This is a genomic window from Corynebacterium liangguodongii (genome assembly GCF_003070865.1).
In the GTDB taxonomy this organism is placed as follows: Bacteria; Actinomycetota; Actinomycetes; order Mycobacteriales; family Mycobacteriaceae; genus Corynebacterium; species Corynebacterium liangguodongii.
Map to the genome: position 1 here is coordinate 1,074,057 of NZ_CP026948.1, position 24,756 is coordinate 1,098,812.

Genomic DNA, 24,756 nt, shown 5'->3' on the forward strand with positions numbered 1-24,756 from the left:
CAGGCTAGTAGCGCCGGCGCTTGGCGTGGTGGGCCGCCTCGCTGGTATGTTCGGGGTCTGTTGTTTTCTCAACAGTTCTCTTACTGACCGTTTCGGCGAATCCTTAAAGTTCGGCCTTCATGAAGGGTGGGCATCCGTGGCTGACCGCTTGACCGTGCGCGGGGCGCGCGAACACAACCTCAAAGGGGTAGACCTCGACCTGCCGCGCGACACCATGATCGTGTTTACCGGGCTTTCCGGTTCGGGTAAGTCCTCGCTGGCCTTTGACACGATCTTCGCCGAGGGGCAGAGGCGCTACGTCGAGTCGCTCTCGTCGTATGCGCGCATGTTCCTCGGGCAGATGGATAAGCCCGACGTCGACTACATCGACGGTCTCTCCCCAGCGGTGTCGATCGACCAGAAGTCGACCAACCGCAACCCGCGCTCCACCGTGGGAACCATCACGGAGATCTACGACTACCTCCGCCTGCTCTACGCCCGGGCCGGTACGCCCCACTGCCCGGTGTGCGACGCCGAGATCAACCGGCAAACCCCGCAACAGATCGTCGACCAGGTCTTCGACCACAGGGAGGGGGAGCGGTTCCAGGTCCTCGCCCCCGTGGTACGCAAGCGCAAGGGCGAGTTCGTGGACCTGTTCGCGGACCTTGCCGCGCAGGGGTTCGCCCGCGTCACCGTCGATGGGCAGACCTATCAGCTCACCGACCCGCCGAAGCTGGAAAAGCAGATCAAGCACACGATTGACGTCGTGGTAGATCGCCTCCAGGTCAAGGAGAGCCAGAAGCAGCGCCTCACCGATTCCGTGGAGACGGCCCTCGGTCTCGCAGACGGCCTTGTCGCCTTCGAGTTCGTCGGGCGCGAGGACGACGACCCGGAGCGCTACCGCATCTTCTCCGAAAAGATGGCCTGCCCCAACGGGCACGCCCTCAACGTCGAGGAGTACGAGCCGCGCGCGTTTTCGTTCAACTCGCCCTTCGGCGCGTGCCCGGCCTGCGACGGGCTGGGCACGCGCAAAGAGGTCGATATCGACCTCATCGTGCCGGACCCGGATGCCCCGGCCGTCGACGCGTTCCAGCCTTGGAACTCCTCGCCGAACAAGGGCTATTTCACCAAACTCATCGAGGCCCTGGCGGCAGAGGAGGGCTTCGATGCCCACGCGCCGTTTTCCTCGCTGACAAAAACGCAGCAAAAGCACCTCACCCACGGGTCGAAAACCAAGGTGGGAGTGCGCTACAAGAACCGCTATGGGCGCTCGCGGGGCTTTACCGCCGAGTTCGAGGGCGTCATCGGCTACCTCGAACGCAAGCTCGAGCAGGCGGAGTCCGAGCACCAGAAGGAACGGCTGCTCGCCTACACCCGCGAGATCCCGTGCCCGACATGCAAGGGAGCCCGCCTCAAGCCGGAGATCCTCGCTGTCCGCCTCGCCTCGAAGACCCACGGCGAGCTCTCGATCGCGGGGTTGGCCGAGCTCTCTATCGAGGAGGCCTCGGAATACCTCGACAACCTCGTGCTTGGCAGGCGCGAAGAGATGATCGCCGGCGCGGTGTTGCGCGAGATCCAGGCCCGGCTGCGCTTTCTTCTCGACGTCGGGCTGAGCTACCTCACGCTCTCGCGCTCCGCCGGAACGCTCTCCGGCGGCGAGGCCCAGCGCATCCGCCTTGCCACGCAGATCGGATCCGGGCTCGCCGGGGTCCTCTACGTCCTCGACGAGCCGTCGATCGGGCTGCACCAGCGCGATAACCTCCGCCTCATCCGGACGCTGAAGAAGCTGCGGGATCTCGGCAACACCCTCATCGTGGTCGAACACGACGAAGACACCATTAAGGAAGCCGACTGGCTTGTCGACGTCGGCCCGCAGGCCGGGGAGTACGGCGGCGAGATCGTCTACCAGGGCGAGCCGAAGGGCATCGTGTCGGCCGAGGGATCGATCACGGGGGACTACCTCTCGGGCCGCAAGGCCATTGAGGTGCCGAGCGCGCGCCGCCCCGTCGACTTCGACCGGGCCCTCACCGTCGTCGGCGCGCGGGAGAACAACCTCGACAACGTCGAGGTGTCCATCCCCCTCGGCGTGCTCGTCGCGGTCACGGGCGTCTCCGGCTCGGGCAAGTCCACGCTGGTCAACCAGATCCTGGCTAAGACGTTGCAAAACCAGCTCAACGGCTCGCGGCAGGTGCCGGGCCGGGTGAAAAGGGTCGAGGGCCTGGAGCACTTGGACAAGCTCGTGCAGGTAGACCAGAGCCCGATTGGGCGCACGCCGCGTTCCAACCCCGCGACGTATACCGGCGTGTTCGACAAAATCCGCAACCTCTTCGCCGAGACCCAGGAGGCGAAGGTGCGCGGGTATAAGGCCGGCCGGTTCTCCTTTAACGTCAAGGGAGGGCGCTGCGAAGCCTGCCACGGCGACGGCACGATCAAGATCGAGATGAACTTCCTGCCCGATGTCTACGTCCCCTGCGAGGTCTGCGAGGGAGCGCGCTACAACCGGGAGACGCTGGAGGTGCGCTACAAGGGCAAGAACATCGCCGAGGTGCTCAACATGCCGATCTCGGAGGCTGCGGAGTTCTTCGAGCCGATCGCCTCGATCCACCGTTACCTCAACACGCTCGTTGATGTCGGGCTGGGATACGTGCGCCTCGGGCAGGCCGCCACGACGCTCTCCGGCGGCGAGGCGCAACGCGTCAAGCTCGCAGCGGAGCTGCAGAAGCGTTCGAACGGCCGCACGATCTACATCCTCGACGAGCCGACGACCGGCCTACACTTCGAGGACATCCGCAAGCTCATGGTCGTGCTCAATGGCTTGGTGGACAAGGGAAACACGGTCCTCGTCATCGAGCACAACCTCGACGTGATCAAGTCTGCGGACTGGATCATCGATATGGGCCCGGAGGGCGGGTCGGGCGGCGGAACCGTCGTCGCCGAGGGCACGCCGGAGGACGTCGCTCGTGTCGATGCCTCATTTACCGGCCAGTTCCTCGCCCCCATACTGGGGCACTAGGGCCACCCCCTAAAGGGTGGAGACGAAAGTACCCTCCGGTTGTCGCCGCGGCGGAAACCCCGTGGGTACTGTCGCTGCGCGCAGGAGGCCCACTATGCACTTTCGTTCCCCCGGCCGCGGCGCGCTTCCCCAGCACACGCGCATGGTAATACCCTCTGATCAGCACTGCAGAGACGAGAAGAGGGATTGGCATGACAAGGACTTCGGCGCCCCGGGCGGGCGTGTGGGCGGCAGCCGCAGCGGCGGCCGTGGTGATCGGCTCGCTCGGGTCGCAAGCCCCGGCGGGCGCGGCGACCGTGCCGCCGATGCCTCAGGGCTACCCCATTGAGAACCTCTACCAGACGTGCACGCAGGACGAGGCGCACAGCGCCGGCTACCCCGCGTGGCACTACGGCGAGACCGCCAGGCGCTACCTCAGCGACGGCGTCGTCGAGTTTAAGAACACGACGAACCACTCCGTCGACTACACGGCGAAGGTGGAAAGCGGCACCAACCACGTCATCTCCGCAAACTCCCGCGCCGAGCTGCCCTCCGGCTGGAACACGACTGCCCGCTCCGATATCGGCTTGACCACAGACAACGGGTGGGTCCAGGGCGAGACCTTCGGCCCCATCACCCTCGCCCCGGGCGAGACCTTCCGGGTGGAGTTCGGCGTGTTGGAGAAGGACTTCATCTCGATGTTCGTCACCTGCGAGGGCGGTTTCTACCAGAACATGGCTGGCACGGACGTCGTGCGCGGTACGGGTCCCGCTGAGCGCTACGCGTTCGCCAACATCATTCGTGCCGACGGCACCGTCGACCAGCAGGCCCTCCAGATCCCCCCGCGCGCACAGGGCGCCAACAGCAAGCCGATTGACCGTCCCTACAACGCGATTACCGGGCCGAGCCTGGAAAAGATCGCAGACTCGCGCCGCGACCGCATCGTCGAGCCCGTGACCACGCCGCAGCGCGACCCCAATTGGCCGGCGTACGGCGCGAAGTGCGATACCGCGTACCCGCAGTGGTACCCGCACGACATCCACGGCATCGCGCCGACGTTCCGCAAGCCCGGCTACTCCCAGGACTTCCTCAACTGGGCCGACGGCGAGCAGACCTACACGCCGGTGGTCGACCACATCGTCGGCGCCCAGATGAACGTGGAGATGAACTACCGGGGCAACGGCGGGCGGCTGCCCGCCGGGTGGCTCGAGTCGGTCGGCGCCGTGCACCGGGCCTACATGCCGGTGGGCACGGCGCTCAAGCCAGTGGACCTGCAGCCGGGCGAGCGCGTGCGCGTCGAGTACGGCACGACGATGATGCGCGTGCAGTACTCCGAGTACTCCTGCGACCGCCCCGGTGGTAGCTACACGAAGGTTTTGGACAAGCACGTGGCCACCGCGCCCGCCGGTTTCTGGGCCGAGGCGACGATCACCTCCCCCGACGGGTCGACCCGGAAGCAAGACGTCACCCCCGACGACTGGGCCGAACTCCCGGTGCCGACGCAGACCATCTACTAACCCCCTCACCTCACGCCAACAAGGAGAACCACGATATGAACCTCGTTACCCGCGCCGCTACCGCGGCCGTCGCGCTCACCGCAGCGGCAGGCGCCTTCGCCGCCCCGGCCCACGCCGCCCTGCCCACCAAGGACATGGGCACCGCCAACCCGACGACCATCGGCGCGGTGTGCTCCAACCCGGGCGATACCGGCCAGACCATCAAGATCGACCGCACCTACTTCGACGCCTCGGCGGGTACCTGGACGGTCTCGAACTACAACTCGACCCCGTTCCCGCTCACCCGCACGATCACGGAGAAGAAGTCCAACGAATGGAAAGTCTCCGCGGGCGTCGACTTCCCGATCTTCGACCTCATTAAGATCTCGTTCTCCACCAGCTACTCCAAGTCGTCCTCCTACGAGGTCGGCGAGGTCGTCGGCCCCTACGACGTCGCCCCCGGCACGACCGCCGTCATGCGCGCCGGCTGGGTCGTCTCCGACTTCTCCGGTGAGAAGACGCAGTGCGGCTCCGACCGCACCTGGCACGGCACCGGCCAGACCTTCACCGCGACGCTGCCTGCAGAGCGCCACGTTGAGGTCAGCACCCGCGAGAACACCAGGTTCGACTAATGCGGCGCGCCCTGACAGCAGCATTGGTAGCGCTCGCGGCCCTGGCGAGCCAGCCCCCGGAGGCGGCACACGCCGCCACCGGGCCGGCCGAATACATCCTGCCGCAGCGCTGGAACGACGACTACAAGCCCGGGAGCCACTGCGCCACTCCGGGGGAAGGCGGGATCTACGTCAACGCCTCGCGGCGCTGGTTTGACCAGACCGACGCGGCGAGCGTGGCCAACCGCAACGCCACCCCCGTGCCGGTGACCCACAAGGTGACCCAGGCGCGCTCGAGCACACTGCAGATCTCCGCCACGGTGCAGCCGAAGGGTGAGATCGAGCGCTACATCGCCACCGCCTACGGGCTCAACTACGTGCGGGTCCAGCAGTGGTCGGTCGGCGAGACTGTAGGACCCTACGAGCTTGGTGCCAACCGGCAGGGCAAGCTCGTGTGGGGCTTCATGATGCTCGATACCGACAACCAGAACGTGCGGTGCTCCGAGGATCAGGTGTGGGAGGCGGAGGGCGCGCGCTACGCGGCCACCGTCCCGGAATCGCGCTACTCCGAGCTGCGCGAGGACGACGCCCCGGTCTTTGGGTAAGCGGAAGCGGGGCGGGGGGAAGATAATCCCCGCGCCCCGCTTTGCCGGTGGCTGATGCGCAGCCTAGTACTCGGCGTTGAGCACCTTCACCACTAAGTTGAGGCGGGAAGTCGCACCGAACTGCTCGATGATGCTCGAGACGTACTTCTTCACCGTGGATTCGGAGAAGCCGAGCTCGCGTGCAATGTCCGAGTTAGACATGCCCTGGCACAGCAGCACGAGGATCTTCCGCTCCGATTTGGTGAGCGTTTGCAGCTTGAGTGCCTCGCCGATTGGGTCGACTCGCCCGGAGACCTCGCTTTCATCGCGCATATGCCCGACGAGCCGGGTCATGGCGTGAGGGGAGACGACCATTCCGCCATCGATGGAGGCACGCACGGCGTCGATAAGCACCTGCGGGCGCTCGCTCTTGAGCACGTAGCCTGCACCCCCATTGCGGAGGATGCGCATCATCGTGCGGTCGGAGTCGAACGCCGTGACGGCGATGAACACTGGACGTGTCTCTCGCTCGTGGATGCGCTCGAGCAGCGTCGGGCCATCCATCGTGGGCATATGAATGTCCGCGAGGATGACGTCGACGTCATTGGTCTCGAGCGCGCCTAGAGCCTCTTCGCCGTTGGACGCTGCCGCGACCACGACGATGTCATCGGTGGTGTTGAAGTAGTGCCGAAACGAGCTCAGCACCAAGGGGTTGTCATCAACGAGGAGGACGTTGATGGTTTCGATCATGCGTAATCAGGGGCGTTGGGGCACCACGGCCGCATCGGGTAGTAGGTGCAGGAAAGGAAATCGGACATCGCGGAGTAGACCCCGATGATCGGAGAGGTATCGGCGACCTGGTCGGTGGTCTCTGCGGTATCAGTTGTCTGGGCATGGGCGGCCGGGGCGGCCGCGAACGAGAGCGCGGCCGCGGCGACGGCGCCGACGAACGCGCGAGTGATGGTGGTCTTCATGTTGGTTCCTTTCGACGGGACGTACCAATAATGGTATCTAACTCCATGTTGCCTCGGAATGCAGTACTAGTGTTGAAAGTGTCTACTTAGGTCTCCACCCTTTTGGGGGTAGTCTCCTCTGCGGGGGAAGGTATCTCGAACTCGACGACCCACTGGCCGTCGCGCTTGCCTGCCCAAAACTCGCCGCGGTGGCGTACGACCAACCGCTTCGTCTCTGTCAGGCCGATGCCGGAGGTCATGTGGCGCGCGGTGGGTCGCGGCTCGATCTCGTTGGTCATGCGAAAGCGCAGCGACTCGTCCGAACAGCCCACGCACAGGGTGATGATGGAGCCTCGCACGGCGTACTTGATTGCGTTGGTGGCCAGCTCCGCGAATGCCTTTTCAAACCCGGGAGGGAACCGCTTGCCGACGCACGCCGAGCTCTCGTCTCCCCGGACGTCGAAGCCGTGGCTGCGCAGGAGCCGGGCGGTCACGCTGATCTGGTCGGACACGCTGCGGGATACCGAGGTTTCGGTGAGCAGGCCATCGTCTCGTACGAGCTCGAGCAAGAGACGCACCTCCTGCATGGCCTGGCGCGCCTCGTCCGCGATGAATTCCGCGGTCTCTTGGGTCTTGGGCTCTCCGGACGAGGTGAGCGCGAGGGTCTCGGCGCGCATGACAACGGAGGTGAGGGTGGTAGCCACGGAATCATGGAGCGCGCGGGTGAGAGTTTCCTTCCTCGTCTCCATGTCCTCGCGTAGGCGGCGCTGGTACTCAGCGTGCTGGTTGCGCTGGCTACGGAAATATATGCCCGCCCACAGGCCAGCGGCGAGCATGACAGAGTAGATCACCGTGCCGTTCCAGTCGTACGGAATCCATTGGTTTGTAAATGGGCTGGTAACCGTGATGAAACACAGGTAGATCTCAACCGCTAGGGCGAACCGGGACCGCCCGCCAAGCGCCATGAATGTGGCGAGGAATGGTGCGGACAAGACGATGACGGGGTTTCTAAACTCCGCGAAGGCGGACATAAACGTAAACAGGACCACCATGGCGATCCCCATGGCGATGGGGCGGCGCTGGGCCAGGGCGACTATTGCCACGGCGGTGACGTTGAGCGCCAGCTGTGGAATAGTGGTCTGGGAGACGACGGCCGACAGCGCGATCGCGAGGATGCCGACCGCCGCGACAATCCAGTTGAAGCCGATACGACGCGGATAGGACAGCGGGCCGGGGAGTGTATGTGCCACGGGCTTAGGGTAGCGTGGCCGAAGGTTGAGTCAAGCGTGCCGTTCCCGCGATTTTTGCCCGGGCGCCACTTATGCTACTGTTTCGCTTACTACCGCTCGGGGTTCGTCCTGCTGGATGTTTCCTGAGCCGCAAGAGGAGTTACTCCCACCCCAGTCCGCCGGTTCTCGGCTGGTAACGGGTATAGCGTAGTGCGGGCGTCATCACGCGTGCGCACTCGTGGAAGAACTCCCGCTCCCGTTTCGACGGGCGCGGGTTTTTCGCGTGGGAGGGGCTCTTCAACGGTGGTTTCGGTAGCGACCAACATTGTCTTAGAAGAGTCCTAGGAGTTCTCATCAGCGCTGACACTCGTATCAACGAACGCATTCGCGTTCCCGAAGTTCGCCTCGTCGGACCCTCCGGCGAGCAGGTTGGGATCGTCCGTACGGACGACGCCCGTAAGCTCGCGTACGACGCAGACCTCGATCTCGTCGAGGTGGCCCCCAACGCGAAGCCGCCCGTGTGCAAAATCATGGACTACGGCAAGTTCAAGTACGAGCAGGATCAAAAGGCCCGCGAGGCCCGCAAGAACCAGCAGCAGACCGTGGTGAAGGAACAGAAGTTCCGCCCGAAGATTGATGAGCACGACTACCTGACGAAGAAGGGCAACGTTGAGCGCTTCCTGGAGAAGGGCAACAAAGTAAAGGTCACCATCATGTTCCGCGGCCGCGAGCAATCGCGACCTGAGCTGGGCTACCGGCTCCTCGAGCGTCTTGCAGACGACATCGGCGACCTCGGCGTCGTCGAGTCCCGTCCGAAGCAGGACGGCCGCAACATGACGATGGTCTTGGGGCCGTCTCGCAAGGCTAAGAAGTAGTATTCGTACTCGACACGAAGGGCTTTCACCATGAAGCAGAAGACCCACAAGGGCACCGCCAAGCGCATCAAGGTTTCCGGTTCCGGCAAGCTGCGCCGCGAGCAGGCCGGCAAGCGCCACCTCAACGAGAGCCTGTCCTCGAAGCGTCGCCGCAAGCTCTCGGGCACCACCGACGTCGCCCGCGCGGACAACAAGCGCATCAAGCGCCTCCTCGGCAAGGCGTAGAACACCTGCCCAGTCCATTCAGCCGTTTTCAAGACCTAAGAAGAGTAAGGAAGTATTGACTCATGGCACGTGTCAAGCGTTCAGTCAACGCTAAGAAGAAGCGCCGCGCGATCCTGAAGTCCGCCAAGGGCTACCGCGGCCAGCGCTCTCGCCTGTACCGCAAGGCCAAGGAGCAGTGGCTGCACTCGCAGACCTACGCATACCGCGACCGCCGCAAGCGCAAGAGCGAGTTCCGCAAGCTGTGGATCCAGCGCATCAACGCCGCCGCCCGCATGAACGACATCACCTACAACCGCCTCATCCACGGCCTGAAGCTGGCCGAGGTCGAGGTCGACCGCAAGATCCTCGCCGAGCTCGCCGTGAGCGACTTCGCTGCGTTCTCCGCCATCTGCGAAGTGGCCAAGAACGCTCTGCCGGCCGACGTGAACGCCCCCAAGGCTGCGTAAGCGCCCGCTTATCGACGCCCGCCCCGCCCCCGGAGAACGAGGGCCGGGCGGGTTTCGCGTGTTCAGGGGGGTGTTCGGTACGCTGTTGAGCCATGGCCCTCGACTTCACCGAACCCTTCACGGAACGCACTGCCCGCATCGTCCACGCTGCCAAGCTGCACAAGGCGAAAGAGCGCCACAAGGCCGGGAAATTTATCATCGAGGGTGAAAACGCTGTCGACGCAGCGGTCTCCACCGGCGCGGCGACCGATGTCTTTGTCACGGAGGCGGCCGCCCAGCGCTTCGACTACATCCTCACCGCCGCGGGATACATGGGCGTGTTCGTCCATCCCATTACTGAGGGCGCGGCGAAGTATCTCTCTGACACGATAACCACGACCGGTCTGTTCGCACTGTGCAGGCCGGTACTGTGGTCCGCCGGCAAGATCCTCGCGGGCTCGCCGCGCCTGGTATCGGTGCCGGTGTTGACCTCAGAGCCGGGGAATGCCGGCACGCTCATTCGGACGTCGGACGCCATGGGGGCCGATGGCGTCATCTTCGCCGGCGAGACCGTGGATCCCCTGGGCTGCAAGGTGGCCCGTGCCTCTGCGGGCTCGTTGTTTCACGTGCCCGTCGCTCGGGAGAGAAACATCGCTGACGTCATTGGCCAGCTGCGGAAGGCAGGCATGCAGATTCTCGCCTCTGCGGCAGATGGGGAAGTCGACGTGGCTGACGCCGACCTCTCCCAGCCCACCGCGTGGCTCTTCGGCAACGAGGCCCACGGATTGGGCGCCCTGCTGGAGGAAGCGGACGTGCGGGTGCGTATCCCGATTCTGGGGCGGGCCGAATCGCTGAACCTGGCGACAGCGGCATCGATTTGTCTCTACGAGTCTGCGAGAGCACTGAATTCACACCCATAAATCACCGCGAGCTCATGCGAAGTGCCGGTCGGGAGGGAAGAGTTCCACTAGCTTTTCTTCTATGACCATCCCACTGCACGTCCTGGCTGTGCCAACGTCCTTTTCGCTGATTCCTACGGGTTTGCCAAGAGTTTCTATTCCACGGACATTGAGGAGCTGCGCTTTCCCGACGCACGCATGGAGCCGTTCGCTGCCGAGCTGGGGCAGGCCCTTGGGCACGAGATACCGGCCCACCGTCTCGTCACACTGGACGTGGACCCGGACGACGGTGATCGCATCGAACTAATCTTGCGGTCTGCATATCTCCATGGATTGTTTGTTCTCGCCGGCGATTCCGGAGCGCTCCTTGATGGCACCGGCTTCGTCTTCGGGGAGGTGACTTTGCACCGCCTGAGTAATACGTTGAATTCCTCGTGGAGCCAGGTCGCTCCGTGGACGATTGACCAGGCGTTTCTCGATGCGCTGCGCGCGCCCGCAGATGCTGCGTGCGCGGTCCGTGTGACGGACCTCGCTGCGCCTTCCGAAAGCTCAGCTGTGCACGGGGTGGGCATGACTGCGTACCTTCGCGCCGATGGCGGTTTCGACGTCGAATGGGTGCGGCTGACAGGTTCGGGCCACAGCGTGGATTCGGTGCGGGTAGGCACGTTCGCGGAGGCCCGCGACCTGCTCATGCAGGTCGTGGACCGTGCGCCGACGCTAGGTTCGTTGCCCTGGCAGCCGGGGGCGGTGGATCACGGAGAGGGGATTTCCCTCCAGTCGCGGGTGCAGATTCCGCTGCGGCGCCTCGACGCCGTGTTCGAGCGTCCCGCGGGGACTACGGTGACTCTGTGGGACATCGCGGATGTACCCCTGACCTACGGCACGACACCGGAGGGGGATTACGTCGCCTCGGCGCGACTGGGACCGTTCCAGGTGCGCTCCAAGACTTTCGGAGATCCTCTCGATGTCCTCGGCGTGGTGCACGAGTACCTCGACGGCAATGTGGAGAAGGTCTATTCCATCCTTGACGACGAGAAAAACCTCTTGGGCGAGGATTTTGTCACCATCACCGCCATGGTCCCGCCGCACCGCGAGGAGTATTGGCTTGGTTCGTCAATCCTTGCCTTCCACCGCGAGGCCATCGAGCGGGTGGCAATGGGGGAGCAGCGGCCTATCGACGCCCAAATGCAGCTGTTTATCCAATCGGTAAACAACGCCCTAGGGCACAGCCTCATCCTGGCCGAGCTCGAGGTCGCGGAAGCGGAACTTGTCACCATGATGGTCCCGATCGAAACAGCGGGCGTGAGTATTGAGCGCCTCATCAACCTCGCCCGAGAGTTCGCGGTATCCCTAGTTGTCGGCGGGTCGGTTGTCCTGCACAACCCCAGCCGCACCGCGTTGGAGGGCGCGCACAACCTCCCGCTCACCCTTGGGGCTGAAAGCAGCTATGTCCAAGACTGGGCAGTGACAACGCCGACGACGCTGCTCGAGGCATTCACGGGGTTTAGCCCCGCGCTCTCGCTTCGCTGCGAGGAATCCTCCGCTGTTGCTGCCGGGGAGCGGGACACAGCCTGCTTCGCGGACACACCGGACGGCTTCACGTTTGCCGTGGTCGATTCCGATGACCGGCGCTACACCTACGACAAGCCCACGCCGCTGGAAGCCGCGCAACTGTTTTTGGCTTTCACGGAGGATGGAGACCACCTCAAAGAGAGCTTTCAATGGTCCCACGTCAGCGAGCCTGAGTCGGAAGACCAGCCGCGTTTTGTGATTACCCTGCCCTCCGGTTCGTTTGTCGGTTCTGAGGAAAACTTTGCGGCGCTTCGAGGGATGAGCCTGTCTGACGCGGGCGACTGGCTGGGACTGCGTGACCGGAAGATCAAGGGTGGCTATTTCCAGATCGATAACGTAGGAAATGGGCGTTTTCTCGTGGAATGGGGCCATAATTTGGGCGAGGACGAATGCTTCCAAACCAACCGGGAGTCCCTCGCGGAGGCGTTTGAGCTCATGGAGTTGTTCCTGCGCGACGACCGCACAGACTTCGAGGCGGTCGAGTGGACAAGGACTGTGGAGTAGCTCCTGCGGTGCGACGCGACCTTCCGCAGGCGCGTGTCGGAGGCCCGGGTATGCTGGGAGACACTTTTCGACGCCTATTTTCTGATCTTGTGGAAGGGACGAGCGTGTCCGACACCCCCGACATCCAACTCACCGAGTCCTCACTCAACGAGGCCGCCGAGGCGGCCCTCGCTGCGTTTGCCGCAGCCGCGGATCTCCCCGAGCTGCAGGAGGCGCACCGCGCCCACCTGGGGGAGCAGTCCGTCATCGCGCGCTCGCGCAAGGCGCTCGGCGCGCTGCCGAAGGACCAGCGCAAGGACGCAGGCCGGATGGTGAACATGGCCCGCGGGCGCGTGGAGAAGGCGTTCGCCCAGTTCAAGGCTGAGCGGGAGGCGGAGTACCGCGAGCGGCGGCTCCGGGAGGAGACAGTCGATGTCACCGTTCCCACGACTCGGCACCAGGGCGGGGCCATGCACCCGATCACGGCGCTTTCTGAGCACATCGCCGATATCTTCCTCGGAATGGGGTGGGAAGTTGCCGAGGGCCCGGAGATCGAGGCGGAATACTTCAACTTCGATGCGCTGAACTTTATCCCTGACCACCCGGCGCGCACTCTTCAAGACACCTTCTACGTGGGGGCAGAGGGTTCAAAGCAGGTCATGCGCACCCACACCTCGCCCGTGCAGGTGCGCACCATGCTCGAGCGCGAGGTGCCCATCTATATCGCCTGCCCGGGCCGCGTTTTTCGCACCGACGAGCTCGACGCTACTCACACCCCGGTGTTCCACCAGGTTGAGGGGCTGGCGGTGGATAAGGGGTTGACCATGGCGCACCTGCGCGGCACGCTCGATCACCTGGCGAAGGTGCTTTTCGGTCCGGAGACCAAGACGCGCATGCGCACGAACTACTTCCCGTTTACAGAGCCCTCGGCGGAGGTCGACGTGTGGTTCCCCAACAAGAAGGGCGGCGCAGGCTGGATCGAGTGGGGCGGCTGCGGGATGGTCAACCCGAACGTGTTGCGTGCGGTCGGCGTGGACCCGGAGGTCTACACAGGCTTCGCCTTCGGGATGGGTCTTGAGCGCACGCTGCAATTCCGCAACGGGCTGAGCGACATGCGCGACATGGTCGAGGGCGACGTCCGTTTCACCCTGCCGTTCGGTGTGCAGGCGTAGCAGGAATCCAGACGAGAAGGAGACACACTCACAATGCTGATTTCACAGAACTGGATCACCCGCCTGCTGCGCAGCTCGGGCAACGAGGGCTGGTCCGTGACCAGCGAGGAGCTCGACGCCGGCTTCGTCCGCGTCGGGTTTGAAACCGAGGGATACGCGCCGATCGAAGAGACGACGGGCCCCCTTGTCATCGGCCGGGTGCTCGAGATCGAAGAGCTCGAGGGGTTTAAAAAGCCGATTCGCTACTGCCAGGTGGACGTGGGGGAGGCCAACGGCACCGGCGAGCCCCAGGGCATCGTGTGCGGCGCGCGCAACTTCGCAGAGGGCGACCTCGTCGTTGTCTCGCTGCCGGGCGCGGTGCTGCCGGGCGGGTTCGAGATCGCGGCGCGCAAGACCTACGGCAAAATCTCAGACGGCATGATAGCCTCTGCCGCCGAGCTCGGGCTTACGGCCAAGAGCGAGGGCATCATCACCCTCGAGCCGGGCTTGGCAGAGCCGGGAAGCGATGCACGGGACGTGCTTGGGCTGGAGGATACGGTCTTCGAGGTCAACGTCACTCCGGATCGCGGGTATGCGCTCTCCGCGCGAGGGCTTACCCGCGAGATTGCCTCGGCCTTCGGCCTGTCGTACCACGACGTTGCCGCCAACCCGTCGGTCGCCGGTATCGATACCGGCGGGGTTCCGTCCCCGGCGGGCGAGCTCGTTGCGGTCGACGTGGACGCCGAGACGAAAACGCAGCGCTTCGGCCTGCGCAAGGTCGAGGGCATAGACCCCACTCGGCCGAGCCCCCTGTGGATGCAGCGCGAGCTCATGCTCTCCGGGATCCGCCCGGTCAACGCCGCGACCGATGTGACGAACTACGTCATGCTGCTCACCGGCCAGCCGATGCACGCCTTCGACGCGGACAAGATCTCCGGCGGGCTGCGGGTGCGCAACGCTGTGGCGGGGGAGAGCCTTGAGACCCTCGACCACACCCAGCGCGCACTCACCGCCGACGATGTCGTGATCGAAGACGCACGCGCGATCGTCTCCCTCGCCGGGATCATGGGTGGGGCGAGCACCGAAATTTCGGAGGAGAGCGTCAACGTCTACTTCGAGGCGGCGACCTGGGACCCGCTGACCGTGGCGCGCAGCGCCCGCCGCCACAAGGTGAGCTCGGAGGCGTCCCGGCGCTTTGAGCGCGGCGTCGATCCAGCGCTCGTTGAGGTCGCGCTCGACATGGCGTGCGCGCTGCTCGCCGCGATCGCGGGCGGTACGATCGCCGCCGGGCGGACCCTCGTCGGGGAGAGGGAGGCGCTTGAGGAGATCGTGATGCCGCTGGCGAAGCCGGGCGAGATCACGGGCGTCGATTACGCGCCGGAGGCTGTTGTCAGGCGGCTCGAGGAGGTGGGCTGCGACGTGAGCGTCGACGGCGAGCTCGCCCGCGTCGTCCCTCCGACCTGGCGCACGGACCTGACCGTGGCGGTAGAGCTGGTCGAGGAGGTCGTGCGCCTCGAGGGGCTCGATGCGATTCCGCTCGAGCTGCCCTCCCCGCGCGGCGGGCGCGGGCTCTCGCCAGCGCAGAAGCGCCGCCGCGCTGCAACGCACGCGTTGGCCTACTCGGGCTACGTCGAGGTGATCCCCACCCCGTTCATTGCCAATAACACCTTCGATACCTGGGGCTTGGACGCCGAGGATGCGCGGCGCCAAGCGGTCAGCGTGCAAAACCCGCTTGATCGTGACTACGGCCTGATTGCCACCACGGTGCTGCCGTCAATGCTCGAAGCCGTAGGCCGAAACGTGGCCCGGGGGCGGCGCGACCTCGCGCTGTTCTCGGTGGCTCAGGTTGCCTTCGCACGGGCGGCGGCCTCCCCGCTGCCGAGTGTGGCCGCGCGCCCGAGCCAGGAGACCATCGATGAGTTGATCGCATCCCTGCCGAAGCAGGACCTCCACGCGGCTACGGTGGCGACAGGTCACTGGGAGCTCGCCGGGCCTTGGGGGCCGGGACGGCCCTACACGTGGGCGGATGCCATCGAGTCGGCCCGCGTCGTCGCCCAGGCGGCGGGGGTGGTCCTCGAGGTTGCCGCGGCGGATTGCCGCCCCTGGCACCCTGGGCGCTGCGCTGCGCTTCTCGTGGGCGGCGAGGTTGTTGGCTACGCAGGCGAGCTGCATCCCGAGGTGCTAGAGGCCCTCGAGCTTCCGGAGCGTACCTGCGCGATGGAGCTTGACTTAAGCGCGCTGCCGTTCGAGGCGAACCTCCCTGCCCCTGCGCTCTCCGTCTTCCCTGCCCTCAACCAGGACATCGCGCTTGTTGTCGACGAGTCCGTTCCCGCCGAGGCCGTGCGCCGTGCGGTGGCAGAGGGCGCGGGCGAGCTCGTCGAGAGCGTGCAGCTTTTCGACGTCTACCGCTCCGACCAGCTCGGCGAGGGTAAGAAGTCCCTGGCCTTCGGCCTGGTCTTCCGCGCCGGTGATCGCACGCTCACGGAGGACGAGGCCTCGAGCGCCCGGCTTGCTGCGGCGGCTGTCGCGGAGGAGCGTTTCGGCGCCCAGATGCGTGCATAAATTGCGCTAAATTGCATAAACGGCTACACTGGCTTTATGGCACTTACAGTAGCAGTGGCTGGCGCCACAGGATACGCCGGCGGAGAGATCCTCCGGCTCCTGCTCGGCCACCCCGCCTACCTGAGCGGTGAGCTCGCCATCGGCGCGCTCACCGCGAACAGCAACGCCGGGCAGAAGGTGGCGAGCCTCATGCCGAACCTTCCCGCCCTAGCGGAGCGCGCGATCCTCAAGACAACCCCCGAAAACCTCGACGGCCACGACGTCGTCTTCCTCGCGCTGCCCCACGGGTACTCCGCGGAGATTGCGCGGCAGCTGCCGGAGGAGACCCTCGTGCTCGACTGCGGGGCGGATTTCCGGCTCGTCGATTCGGGGGATTGGGTGAAGTACTACGGCAACGACCACGCGGGCCACTGGCCCTACGGCATCCCCGAGATGCCGGGCCGCCGCGAGCTCATCGCCCGGTCGCGCCGCGTTGCCGTCCCAGGGTGTTTTCCCACGGGCGCGACCCTCGCAGCGCTACCGGCCCTCGCGTGCGGCTTGGCCGAGCCCGACCTGAGCATCGTCTCGGTCACGGGCGTCTCCGGAGCGGGAAAGAAGGCCGCAGTGAATCTGCTGGGGTCGGAGACGATGGGCTCGCTGAGGGCGTACAACACCGCGGGCAAGCACCGCCACACCCCCGAGATTGTCCAAAACCTCAAGCAGGGCACTGGTCTCGACGTACGGGTGAGCTTCACCCCGGTCCTCGCGCCGCTGCCGCGCGGCATTCTCACCACCATCACCGCGCCGCTGCGAGAGGGCGTGAGCACCCAGTCAGCCCACGAAGCGTTTTGTGACTACTACGCCGGCGAGCAGTTCGTCTGGGTGATGCCCGCGGGCGGCCAGCCGCAGACCCAAAACGTCGTGGGCACAAACATGTGCCACATCCAGGTCGAGGTGGACGAGGACGCCGGAAAGCTGCTCGTGACCTCCGCCATCGACAACCTCACCAAGGGCACCGCCGGGGCCGCCGTGCAGTGCATGAACATCGCGCTCGGCTGGACGGAGGCCGCCGGGCTTCCCACCGCTGCGGTCGCTCCATAAACGACACAAGGGGACAAGATGAGTGAAACCGGTGTGACAGCACCGAAAGGGTTCGTAGCGGCGGCGGTGACCGCGGGGATCAAGCCCTCCGGAAACCCCGATATGGCCCTTGTGGTCAACCAAGGGCCCGAATACAGCGCCGCGGCGCTGTTCACCCGCAACAGGATCGTGGCTTCTCCCGTGAAAATCACCCGTGCCAACGCCGCGAACGGCGTGCTCAAGGCGGTGGTGTTCAACTCGGGCAACGCCAATGCGTGCAACGGAGCCCAAGGGGACCTCGACGCGCGCGAGGAAGCCGAGATTACCGCGCAGCAGCTCGGCATTGATCCCGCCGATGTCGCCGTGTGCTCGACGGGCTTGATTGGTGATGTCTTGCCCATGGATAAGCTCCGCGCCGGCATCCCCCTGCTGGCCGGGGGACTGGCGGATCACGGCCCCGCGGCGGCGCGGGCGATTATGACCACCGACACCGTGGCCAAGCAGGCCGTGGCCAACGGCGACGGCTTTACCGTCGGTGCGATGGGCAAGGGCGTGGGCATGATGGCGCCGTCGCTGGCGACGATGCTCGTGTGTATCACCACCGACGCCTCGGTGACGAGCGAGGATCTCGACGCTGCCCTGCGCGCCGCCACCCGGGTAACCTTCGACACCCTCGACATCGACGGCTCAACCTCCACCAACGACACCGTGATCGCGCTGGCGAACGGGGCGAGCGGCGTGCGGGCGTCGTCACGCGAGCTCGCGGAGGCAATCCTGCGGGTGTGCGAGGACCTCGCCGATCAGATGCAGGCCGACGCGGAGGGCGTGACCAAGCGCGTTACCATTACGGTTGAGGGCACCGCCACCGACGAGCAGGCACTCAACGCCGCGCGCACGCTGGGGCGCGACAACCTGTTTAAGTGCGCGATGTTCGGCTCCGACCCGAACTGGGGCCGCACACTCGCCGCCGTGGGCATGGCAGAGGCGGAGATGGATCCCGAGCGCATTAGCGTCTACTTCAACGGCCAGCCGGTGTGCATCAATTCCACCGGCGCCCCGGGCGCCAGGGAGGTGGACCTGAGCGGGCCCGACGTCGATGTGCGCGTCGACCTTGGCACCGGCGGGCGGGGGCGCGCGACCGTGCGCACGACCGATCTTTCCCACGCCTACGTGGAGATCAACTCCGCCTACAGCACGTAAAGCACCAAGAGGAGAACTAGTGACCACCCACTCGCTTAGCAACGGCGACCGCGCGCACGTCCTCGCGGAGGCCCTGCCGTGGCTCCAGCACTACCGCGACAAAATTGTCGTGGTGAAGTACGGCGGAAACGCCATGATCGACGAGGAGCTTAAGGCCGCCTTCGCGGCCGACATGGTCTTTTTGCGCACCGTGGGAGCGAAGCCGGTCGTCGTCCACGGCGGTGGCCCGCAGATCACGGCGATGCTCGGGCGTCTCGGCCTCGACGGCGGCGAGTTCGTCGGCGGGTTCCGCGTGACCACCCCCGAAATCCTCGACGTCGTGCGCATGGTGCTCTTCGGCCAGGTCGGTCGCGACCTGCTGGGCAAGATCAACTCCCACGGCCCCTACGCCGTGGGGACCTCGGGCGAGGACGGCGGGTTGTTTACCGCGCGCAAGCGCTACGTGGAGCGGGGTGGCGAAAAGCTCGACATTGGCTTGGTGGGCACGATTGTTGACGTCAACCCCTCCGCCGTGATGGACATCATCGAGGCCGGGCGCATCCCGGTCGTCTCCGGCATCGCGCCCGGGCGCGACGGTGCCGTCTACAACATCAACGCCGACGAGGCGGCCGGCGCACTGGCCGCGGCGATCGGCGCGGAGCGGCTCGTCGTGCTCACCAACGTCGAGGGGCTGTTCGCCGATTGGCCGAACCGGGATTCGCTACTGTCGAAAATCGAGCTCGGCGACCTCGAACCGATGATGTCTGGGCTCGACTCCGGCATGATCCCGAAGATGGAGGCGTGCATGACGGCGGTGCGCGGCGGCGTCAAGGCCGCCCACATCATCGACGGCCGCATCGCCCACTCGGTGCTGCTCGAGCTGCTCACGATGGGCGGGATCGGCACCATGGTGTTGCCAGACGACTACGACGAAGCGACCTACCCGGCGGGTACGGTGTTGAGGAAGGACGATCAATGAGCGCACTCGGTACCTGGTCCGACGTGATGATGGATAACTACGGCACCCCGCCGCTCGAGCTCGTCTCCGGTGCGGGGGCGCGGGTCGTCGACGCCGATGGCCGAGAGCACATCGACATGCTCGCGGGCATCGCTGTTAACGCGCTCGGGCACGGCCACCCGGCCGTTGTTGAGGCCGTGACTCGGCAGATAAGCACCCTCGGGCACGTCTCCAACCTCTTCGCCAGCGGCCCCGTCGTCGAGCTCGCGGCCCGGCTCACGCGTGCGCTTGGGCACGATTCTGCGCGAGCGTTTTTCTGCAACTCCGGCGGCGAGGCCAACGAGGCCGCCTTCAAGCTCGCGCGCCTGACGGGCCGCCGCCGCGTCCTCGCCGCACACCACGGGTTCCACGGCCGCACGATGGGATCGCTCGCGCTGACCGGGCAGCCGGGCAAGCGAGCCCCGTTCGAGCCCCTGCCCGCAGGGGTGGAGTACTACCCCTACGGCGATACCTCCTACCTCACCAAGCTCGTGGAGATGGACCCATCTTCCGTCGCCGCGATCTTCCTCGAGCCGATCCAGGGGGAGACCGGGGTGATCCCCGCGCCGGAGGGCTTTTTGCGGGATGTCCGTAAGCTTTGCGACACCCACGGGATCCTCATGGTGGTCGACGAGGTGCAGACGGGCGTCGGGCGGACGGGGACGTTTTTTGCCTACGAGCACGCGGGCATCACACCCGACGTGGTGACCATGGCTAAGGGGCTCGGCGGGGGGCTGCCCATCGGCGCGGTGCTCGCCAGGGGGCGGGCGGCGCAGCTGTTTACCCCCGGCTCCCACGGCACGACTTTCGGGGGAAACCCCGTGGTCGCGAGCGCGGCGCTGGCGGTGCTTGACACCATTGACAAGCCCTTCTTGGCCGAAGTGACCCGCAAGGGCGAGCTCCTCGCGGAGCTCTTCGGCGCGGTCGATGGCGTCGAAGAGGTCCGCGGAGCAGGGCTAATGCGAGGCGTCGGCCTCGCCCGGCCGGTGGCCAAGGAGGTCGTCGATGCAGGGCTTCGCCACGGCGTCATCCTCAACGCGCCTTCCGAGCGCGTCGTGCGCCTTACCCCGCCGCTCGTCATTAGCGACGACGACATCGCAGCAGCCGCCCACCGCTTCGCAGCCGCGCTATCCGATGCACACTCGAACGAAGGAGAACAGTAGAGATGGCCCGCCACTTTCTTGCTGACGACGACCTCACGCCCGCCGAGCAGGCAGAGGTCCTCGCCCTGGCCATAGAGCTCAAGGCCGCACCGTTTTCGCGGCGCCCGCTCGAGGGGCCGAAGTCTGTCGCGGTGCTCTTCGACAAGACGTCGACACGCACGCGCTTTTCCTTCGATGCCGGAATCGCGCAGCTCGGGGGGCACGCGATCGTCGCCGAGACGGGCAACTCCCAGATGGGCAAGGGGGAGACCTACCAGGACACGGCGGCGGTGCTCTCGCGCTACGTCGAGGCGATTGTGTGGCGCACCTACGCGCACCGAAACCTCCTGGATATGGCCGAGACCGCGACGGTGCCGATCATCAACTCGTTGTCCGATGACCTCCACCCCTGCCAGATCCTCGCGGACCTGCAGACCTGCGTGGAGAACCTGTGCCCGGATGAGGGGCCGGCGGGGCTGCGCGGAAAGCGGGCCGTCTACCTCGGCGACGGGGATAACAACATGGCCAACTCCTACATGATCGGGTTCGCCACCGCCGGGATGGATATCACCATCGTCTCGCCGGAGGGATTCCAGCCGCGCGAGGAGTTTGTCACCCGCGCCCGCTCGCGGGCCGCCGAGACGGGCGCGACGGTGGCGGTGACCAGCGAGGTCTCCGCCGCCGAGGGAGCCGATGTGGTCATCACCGACACATGGGTGTCCATGGGGATGGAAAACGACGGCAAGGATCGCCGCACTCCCTTCCTGCCGTACCAGGTCACCCAGGACGTCATGGACGCGGCCGCAGACGGCGCGATCTTCCTCCACTGCCTGCCCGCCTACCGCGGAAACGAGGTCGCCGCCGAGGTGATCGACGGGCCCGCGTCCCGAGTGTTCGATGAGGCGGAGAACCGCCTGCACGCGCAGAAGGCGCTCATGGTGTGGCTGTTGGAGAACCAGTAATGTCGCTTCCCACATCTCGCACCGCCCGCCAGGCCAGGGTCATGGAGATCCTTTCCGAGACCAGGGTGTATTCCCAGGGGCAGCTCTCCGAGCTACTCGGCGCGGAAGGAATAGAGATCACGCAGGCTACCTTGTCTCGGGACCTCGACGAGATCGGGGCGCGGAAGGTGCGCCCCGCGGGCGGGGGACGCGCCTTCTACGTCGCGCCGACCGACCCGGAGGCGATGGCAAAGATCGACGATGTGATCACGGCGCCGGGGGAGAAGCTGCGCCGGATGCTCGACGAGCTCGTCGTCTCCGTCGATCACTCCGGGGCGATGGCGGTGCTGCGCACCCCGCCGGGCGCGGCGCAATACCTCGCCAGCTACATCGACCGGGTCGGGCTCGAGCCCGTCGTCGGGTGCATCGCGGGGGACGACACCATCTTTGTCCTCGCCCGCGAGCCCGCCACGGGCAAAGACCTCGCGCAGAAGGTTTTCGCTCCCGGCGGGTAACCTACACAGAAGAGAAATATCAGACTCACCCTATTCGTGAAGGAGAATTTACAGATGACCAACCGCGTTGTGCTCGCGTATTCCGGGGGGCTCGACACCTCTGTTGCCATCCCTTACCTCGGCGAGATGATCGACGGCGAGGTCGTCGCCGTCTCTCTCGACCTGGGCCAGGGCGGGGAGGATATGGAGTCGGTGCGCCAGCGCGCCCTCGACTGCGGCGCCGTGGAGTCGATCGTGATCGACGCCAAGGACGAGTTCGCCGAGGGGTACTGCCTGCCCACCATCAAGGCCAACGGCCTCTACATGAACCAGTACCCGCTGGTCTCCGCGATTTCGCGCCCGCTCATTGTCAAGCACCTCGTGCAGGCGGCGCAGGAACACGGCGGCACCCACGTCGCGCACGGCTGCACGGGTAAGGGCAACGACCAGGTCCGCTTCGAGGTCGGATTCCTCAACCAGGACCCGGACCTGGAAATCGTCGCACCCGCCCGCGACTACGCGTGGACCCGCGATAAGGCCATCGAGTACGCCGAGGGAAAGGACCTGCCGATCGAGCAGTCCGCCGCCTCGCCGTTCTCCATCGACCAGAACGTCTGGGGCCGCGCGGTGGAAACCGGATTCCTCGAGGACCTGTGGAACCCGCCGACCAAGGACCTCTACGCCTACACCGAGGACCCGGCGATCGGCAACGCCCCCGACGAGGTCATCATCTCCTTCGAGGGCGGCAAGCCCGTGGCTATCGACGGCCGTCCCGTGACCGTCCTTGAGGCAATCGAGGAGCTCAACCGCCGGGCCGGCGCGCAGGGCATCGGCCGCCTCGACATGGTCGAGGACCGCCTGGTGGGGATCAAGTCCCGCGAGGTCTACGAGGCGCCGGGCGCGGTCACGCTCATTACCGCGCACAAGGCTCTCGAGGACGTCACGGTGGAGCGCGAGCTGGCGCGCTACAAGCGGCTTATCGACGCCCGCTGGTCCGAGGAGGTCTACGACGGCCTCTGGTTCGGCCCGCTGAAGCGCTCCCTCGATGCGTTCATCGAGTCCACCCAGGAGCACGTCACCGGGGATATCCGGATGGTGCTCCACGCCGGCACCGCGACGGTCAACGGGCGCCGCTCGAGCCACTCGCTCTACGACTTCAACCTCGCCACCTACGACACGGGCGATACCTTCGACCAGACCCTGGCGAAGGGCTTCGTGCGGCTGCACGGCCTGTCTTCCCAGATTGCCAACAAGCGCGACCGCGAGGCCGGCAAGTAGATGGAGCAGCACAAGACCAACGAGGGTGCACTGTGGGGCGGGCGATTCTCCGGCGGGCCGGCCGAGGCGATGTTCGCCCTGTCGGTCTCTACCCATTTCGACTGGGTGCTCGCGCCCTACGACGTGCTGGCCTCCAAGGCGCACGCGAAGGTGCTCCACCGTGCCGGACTGCTCACGCACGACCAGCTCGAGGCGATGCTCGAGGGGCTTGATGCGCTGGGCCGCGATGTCGCCGACGGCACCTTTGGCCCGCTTCCGACGGACGAGGACGTCCACGGCGCGATGGAGCGCGGACTGATCGACCGGGTGGGCCCCGAGCTGGGCGGGCGGCTGCGAGCCGGGCGCTCGCGCAACGACCAGGTGGCCACGATGTTTCGCATGTGGTGCCGTGACGCGATCCGGGACATCGCAGCGCAGGTCGTAGACCTCGTCGCTGCGCTCTCGGCCCAAGCCGCGGCCCACCCGGAGGCGATCATGCCGGGCAAGACCCACTCGCAGGCCGCGCAGCCCGTGCTTTTCGCCCACCAGATCCTCGCGCACGCCCACCCGCTGCTGCGCGACGTGGAGCGGCTGAAGGACCTTGATAAGCGGCTGGCCGTCTCTCCCTACGGGTCGGGCGCGCTGGCGGGTTCGTCGCTCGCGCTCGATCCCGAGTCGATCGCGCTGGAGCTCGGCTTCGATTCCGCGTGCGAGAATTCGCTCGACGGGACGTCGTCACGCGACTTTGCGTCCGAGACTGCCTTCGTGCTCGCGCAGATCGCGGTGGATATGTCGCGGCTCGCCGAAGAGATTGTCTACTGGTGCACTCCCGAGTACGGCTACATCTCGCTTGATGACTCCTGGTCGACCGGGTCGTCGATCATGCCGCAGAAGAAAAACCCCGATGTCGCCGAGCTCACGCGCGGCAAGACCGGCAGGCTGATCGGTAACCTCACCGGCCTGCTGGCCACGCTCAAGGCGCAGCCGCTGGCCTATAACCGCGACCTGCAGGAGGACAAGGAACCCATCGTGGATTCCGTGGCCCAGCTCAACCTGCTCCTGCCGGCGATGACCGGTCTGATTGCCACCATGACGGTGCACGTCGACCGCATGCGCGAGCTCGCCCCGCGCGGGTACACCCTGGCGACGGACCTGGCGGAGTGGATGGTGCGCCGCGGCGTTCCCTTCCGCGAGGCGCACGAGGCCTCGGGCGCGTGCGTGCGCATCGCCGAGTCGCGCGGAGTCGACCTCGTCCACCTCACCGACGAGGAGCTCGCGGGCGTGGATGAGCGGCTCACACCGGAGGTTCGCGAAGTGCTCACCGTCGAAGGGGCGGTCGCCTCTCGCTCGACGAAGGGCGGCACGGCCCAGGTCCGGGTTGCCGAGCAGCGCGAGCGTATCGACGCCACTGCGAGCGCACTGCGGGACTGGGCGCACACGCCGGTGCGCCCGGTAGAGGTAGGATCGGGCGCATGAGTCTTGATCCGCAACTCCTCGAGGTGCTCGCGTGCCCGCAGGATAAGGGCCCGCTGGACTACCTCGAGGACGACGACGTGTTGGTCAATCCTCGCCTCGGCCTGGCGTACCCGATTGAAGACGGTATCCCGGTCTTGCTCGTCGACCACGCGATGACGTGGCCGCGCTCCTAGAC

General features: G+C 65.9%; 23 protein-coding genes. 20 read left to right on the forward strand and 3 right to left on the reverse strand.

Translation table 11 applies throughout. The features are described from left to right. The first annotated feature begins 136 nt into the window (after positions 1-136). From uvrA to C3E79_RS05150, 4 genes are all read left to right on the forward strand, one after another. Positions 137-2,992, forward strand: a complete 2,856-nt coding sequence (gene uvrA, locus C3E79_RS05135) for an excinuclease ABC subunit UvrA (RefSeq protein ID WP_108403947.1) — start codon at positions 137-139, stop codon at positions 2,990-2,992. Positions 2,993-3,183: 191 nt separating this feature from the next. Continuing rightward, positions 3,184-4,488 carry a hypothetical protein gene (locus C3E79_RS05140; protein WP_179948322.1) on the forward strand — a complete coding sequence of 435 codons (1,305 nt, stop codon included), beginning with the start codon at positions 3,184-3,186 and terminating at the stop codon, positions 4,486-4,488. Between the two features lie 35 nt (positions 4,489-4,523). Beyond that, positions 4,524-5,099: a hypothetical protein gene (locus tag C3E79_RS05145; protein WP_108403949.1), complete on the forward strand. Its 576-nt coding sequence runs from the start codon at positions 4,524-4,526 to the stop codon at positions 5,097-5,099. Continuing rightward, complete coding sequence (locus C3E79_RS05150) at positions 5,099-5,683, forward strand: hypothetical protein (RefSeq protein WP_108403950.1); 585 nt, start codon at positions 5,099-5,101, stop codon at positions 5,681-5,683. The genes C3E79_RS05145 and C3E79_RS05150 overlap by 1 nt, the downstream gene beginning before the upstream one ends. Before the next feature lie 63 nt (positions 5,684-5,746). Here the strand turns inward: C3E79_RS05150 and C3E79_RS05155 are convergent, their stop codons facing one another. The 3 genes from C3E79_RS05155 to C3E79_RS05165 all read right to left on the reverse strand — a co-directional run bounded on the left by C3E79_RS05155 (position 5,747) and on the right by C3E79_RS05165 (position 7,865). Next, positions 5,747-6,412, reverse strand: a complete 666-nt coding sequence (locus C3E79_RS05155) for a response regulator (protein ID WP_108403951.1) — start codon at positions 6,410-6,412, stop codon at positions 5,747-5,749. Next, positions 6,409-6,636: a hypothetical protein gene (locus C3E79_RS05160; protein ID WP_108403952.1), complete on the reverse strand. Its 228-nt coding sequence runs from the start codon at positions 6,634-6,636 to the stop codon at positions 6,409-6,411. Before C3E79_RS05160 ends, C3E79_RS05155 begins: the two co-directional genes overlap by 4 nt. An 86-nt stretch (positions 6,637-6,722) precedes the next feature. Then, complete coding sequence (locus C3E79_RS05165) at positions 6,723-7,865, reverse strand: sensor histidine kinase (protein WP_108403953.1); 1,143 nt, start codon at positions 7,863-7,865, stop codon at positions 6,723-6,725. Between the two features lie 332 nt (positions 7,866-8,197). Between C3E79_RS05165 and infC the strand changes: the two genes are divergently transcribed. The 16 genes from infC (at position 8,198) to C3E79_RS05245 (ending at position 24,754) form a co-directional block, all read left to right on the forward strand. Then, positions 8,198-8,719 (forward strand): translation initiation factor IF-3, encoded by a 522-nt coding sequence (gene infC / locus C3E79_RS05170; protein ID WP_108403954.1) that lies wholly within the window; start codon positions 8,198-8,200, stop codon positions 8,717-8,719. A gap of 30 nt (positions 8,720-8,749) precedes the next feature. Further along, positions 8,750-8,944 carry a 50S ribosomal protein L35 gene (gene rpmI / locus C3E79_RS05175; RefSeq protein ID WP_108403955.1) on the forward strand — a complete coding sequence of 65 codons (195 nt, stop codon included), beginning with the start codon at positions 8,750-8,752 and terminating at the stop codon, positions 8,942-8,944. A 62-nt stretch (positions 8,945-9,006) separates the two neighbouring features. After that, entirely contained in the window at positions 9,007-9,390 is a 384-nt protein-coding gene (rplT, locus tag C3E79_RS05180; protein WP_108403956.1) for a 50S ribosomal protein L20, read from the forward strand. 92 nt (positions 9,391-9,482) lie between these two features. Then, on the forward strand, positions 9,483-10,289 hold the full coding sequence (locus C3E79_RS05185; RefSeq protein WP_108403957.1) for a TrmH family RNA methyltransferase: 807 nt from the start codon (positions 9,483-9,485) through the stop codon (positions 10,287-10,289). A gap of 177 nt (positions 10,290-10,466) precedes the next feature. Continuing rightward, positions 10,467-12,344 (forward strand): hypothetical protein, encoded by a 1,878-nt coding sequence (locus C3E79_RS05190; protein WP_108403958.1) that lies wholly within the window; start codon positions 10,467-10,469, stop codon positions 12,342-12,344. A 104-nt stretch (positions 12,345-12,448) separates the two neighbouring features. Beyond that, positions 12,449-13,495 carry a phenylalanine--tRNA ligase subunit alpha gene (pheS, locus tag C3E79_RS05195; RefSeq protein ID WP_108403959.1) on the forward strand — a complete coding sequence of 349 codons (1,047 nt, stop codon included), beginning with the start codon at positions 12,449-12,451 and terminating at the stop codon, positions 13,493-13,495. 33 nt (positions 13,496-13,528) lie between these two features. After that, positions 13,529-16,036 (forward strand): phenylalanine--tRNA ligase subunit beta, encoded by a 2,508-nt coding sequence (gene pheT, locus C3E79_RS05200; protein ID WP_108403960.1) that lies wholly within the window; start codon positions 13,529-13,531, stop codon positions 16,034-16,036. Positions 16,037-16,072: 36 nt separating this feature from the next. Continuing rightward, on the forward strand, positions 16,073-17,116 hold the full coding sequence (gene argC / locus C3E79_RS05205; RefSeq protein WP_108403961.1) for an N-acetyl-gamma-glutamyl-phosphate reductase: 1,044 nt from the start codon (positions 16,073-16,075) through the stop codon (positions 17,114-17,116). 18 nt (positions 17,117-17,134) lie between these two features. After that, the gene (gene argJ / locus C3E79_RS05210; protein ID WP_108403962.1) at positions 17,135-18,295 is read left to right on the forward strand and encodes a bifunctional glutamate N-acetyltransferase/amino-acid acetyltransferase ArgJ; all 1,161 of its coding nucleotides are present in this window, start codon (positions 17,135-17,137) and stop codon (positions 18,293-18,295) included. Between the two features lie 19 nt (positions 18,296-18,314). Continuing rightward, entirely contained in the window at positions 18,315-19,253 is a 939-nt protein-coding gene (gene argB / locus C3E79_RS05215) for an acetylglutamate kinase (protein WP_235840692.1), read from the forward strand. Further along, positions 19,250-20,434: an acetylornithine transaminase gene (locus C3E79_RS05220; protein WP_108403964.1), complete on the forward strand. Its 1,185-nt coding sequence runs from the start codon at positions 19,250-19,252 to the stop codon at positions 20,432-20,434. Before argB ends, C3E79_RS05220 begins: the two co-directional genes overlap by 4 nt. Positions 20,435-20,436: 2 nt before the next feature. Beyond that, positions 20,437-21,375, forward strand: coding sequence for an ornithine carbamoyltransferase (gene argF / locus C3E79_RS05225; RefSeq protein ID WP_108403965.1), 939 nt, complete (start codon positions 20,437-20,439; stop codon positions 21,373-21,375). Continuing rightward, positions 21,375-21,869 (forward strand): arginine repressor, encoded by a 495-nt coding sequence (locus C3E79_RS05230; RefSeq protein ID WP_108403966.1) that lies wholly within the window; start codon positions 21,375-21,377, stop codon positions 21,867-21,869. The genes argF and C3E79_RS05230 overlap by 1 nt, the downstream gene beginning before the upstream one ends. A 54-nt stretch (positions 21,870-21,923) precedes the next feature. After that, on the forward strand, positions 21,924-23,126 hold the full coding sequence (locus C3E79_RS05235; protein ID WP_108403967.1) for an argininosuccinate synthase: 1,203 nt from the start codon (positions 21,924-21,926) through the stop codon (positions 23,124-23,126). Then, positions 23,127-24,581 carry an argininosuccinate lyase gene (gene argH, locus C3E79_RS05240; RefSeq protein WP_108403968.1) on the forward strand — a complete coding sequence of 485 codons (1,455 nt, stop codon included), beginning with the start codon at positions 23,127-23,129 and terminating at the stop codon, positions 24,579-24,581. It abuts the gene before it with no gap. Beyond that, positions 24,578-24,754 (forward strand): Trm112 family protein, encoded by a 177-nt coding sequence (locus tag C3E79_RS05245; RefSeq protein WP_108403969.1) that lies wholly within the window; start codon positions 24,578-24,580, stop codon positions 24,752-24,754. Before argH ends, C3E79_RS05245 begins: the two co-directional genes overlap by 4 nt. The last annotated feature ends 2 nt before the right edge of the window (positions 24,755-24,756 follow it).

Bases quoted from the DNA above. Each gene is read 5' to 3' on its own strand.
- C3E79_RS05190 (WP_108403958.1), top strand. From the start codon at position 10,467: ATGGAGCCGTTCGCTGCCGAGCTGGGGCAGGCCCTTGGGCACGAGATA.
- C3E79_RS05150 (WP_108403950.1), top strand. From the start codon at position 5,099: ATGCGGCGCGCCCTGACAGCAGCATTGGTAGCGCTCGCGGCCCTGGCG.
- rplT (WP_108403956.1), top strand. From the start codon at position 9,007: ATGGCACGTGTCAAGCGTTCAGTCAACGCTAAGAAGAAGCGCCGCGCG.
- argC (WP_108403961.1), top strand. From the start codon at position 16,073: ATGGCACTTACAGTAGCAGTGGCTGGCGCCACAGGATACGCCGGCGGA.
- rpmI (WP_108403955.1), top strand. From the start codon at position 8,750: ATGAAGCAGAAGACCCACAAGGGCACCGCCAAGCGCATCAAGGTTTCC.
- C3E79_RS05155 (WP_108403951.1), bottom strand. From the start codon at position 6,412: ATGATCGAAACCATCAACGTCCTCCTCGTTGATGACAACCCCTTGGTG.
- C3E79_RS05220 (WP_108403964.1), top strand. From the start codon at position 19,250: ATGAGCGCACTCGGTACCTGGTCCGACGTGATGATGGATAACTACGGC.
- argJ (WP_108403962.1), top strand. From the start codon at position 17,135: ATGAGTGAAACCGGTGTGACAGCACCGAAAGGGTTCGTAGCGGCGGCG.
- C3E79_RS05145 (WP_108403949.1), top strand. From the start codon at position 4,524: ATGAACCTCGTTACCCGCGCCGCTACCGCGGCCGTCGCGCTCACCGCA.
- argF (WP_108403965.1), top strand. From the start codon at position 20,437: ATGGCCCGCCACTTTCTTGCTGACGACGACCTCACGCCCGCCGAGCAG.
- C3E79_RS05140 (WP_179948322.1), top strand. From the start codon at position 3,184: ATGACAAGGACTTCGGCGCCCCGGGCGGGCGTGTGGGCGGCAGCCGCA.
- C3E79_RS05235 (WP_108403967.1), top strand. From the start codon at position 21,924: ATGACCAACCGCGTTGTGCTCGCGTATTCCGGGGGGCTCGACACCTCT.
- C3E79_RS05160 (WP_108403952.1), bottom strand. From the start codon at position 6,636: ATGAAGACCACCATCACTCGCGCGTTCGTCGGCGCCGTCGCCGCGGCC.
- C3E79_RS05245 (WP_108403969.1), top strand. From the start codon at position 24,578: ATGAGTCTTGATCCGCAACTCCTCGAGGTGCTCGCGTGCCCGCAGGAT.
- pheT (WP_108403960.1), top strand. From the start codon at position 13,529: ATGCTGATTTCACAGAACTGGATCACCCGCCTGCTGCGCAGCTCGGGC.
- argH (WP_108403968.1), top strand. From the start codon at position 23,127: ATGGAGCAGCACAAGACCAACGAGGGTGCACTGTGGGGCGGGCGATTC.
- C3E79_RS05230 (WP_108403966.1), top strand. From the start codon at position 21,375: ATGTCGCTTCCCACATCTCGCACCGCCCGCCAGGCCAGGGTCATGGAG.
- C3E79_RS05185 (WP_108403957.1), top strand. From the start codon at position 9,483: ATGGCCCTCGACTTCACCGAACCCTTCACGGAACGCACTGCCCGCATC.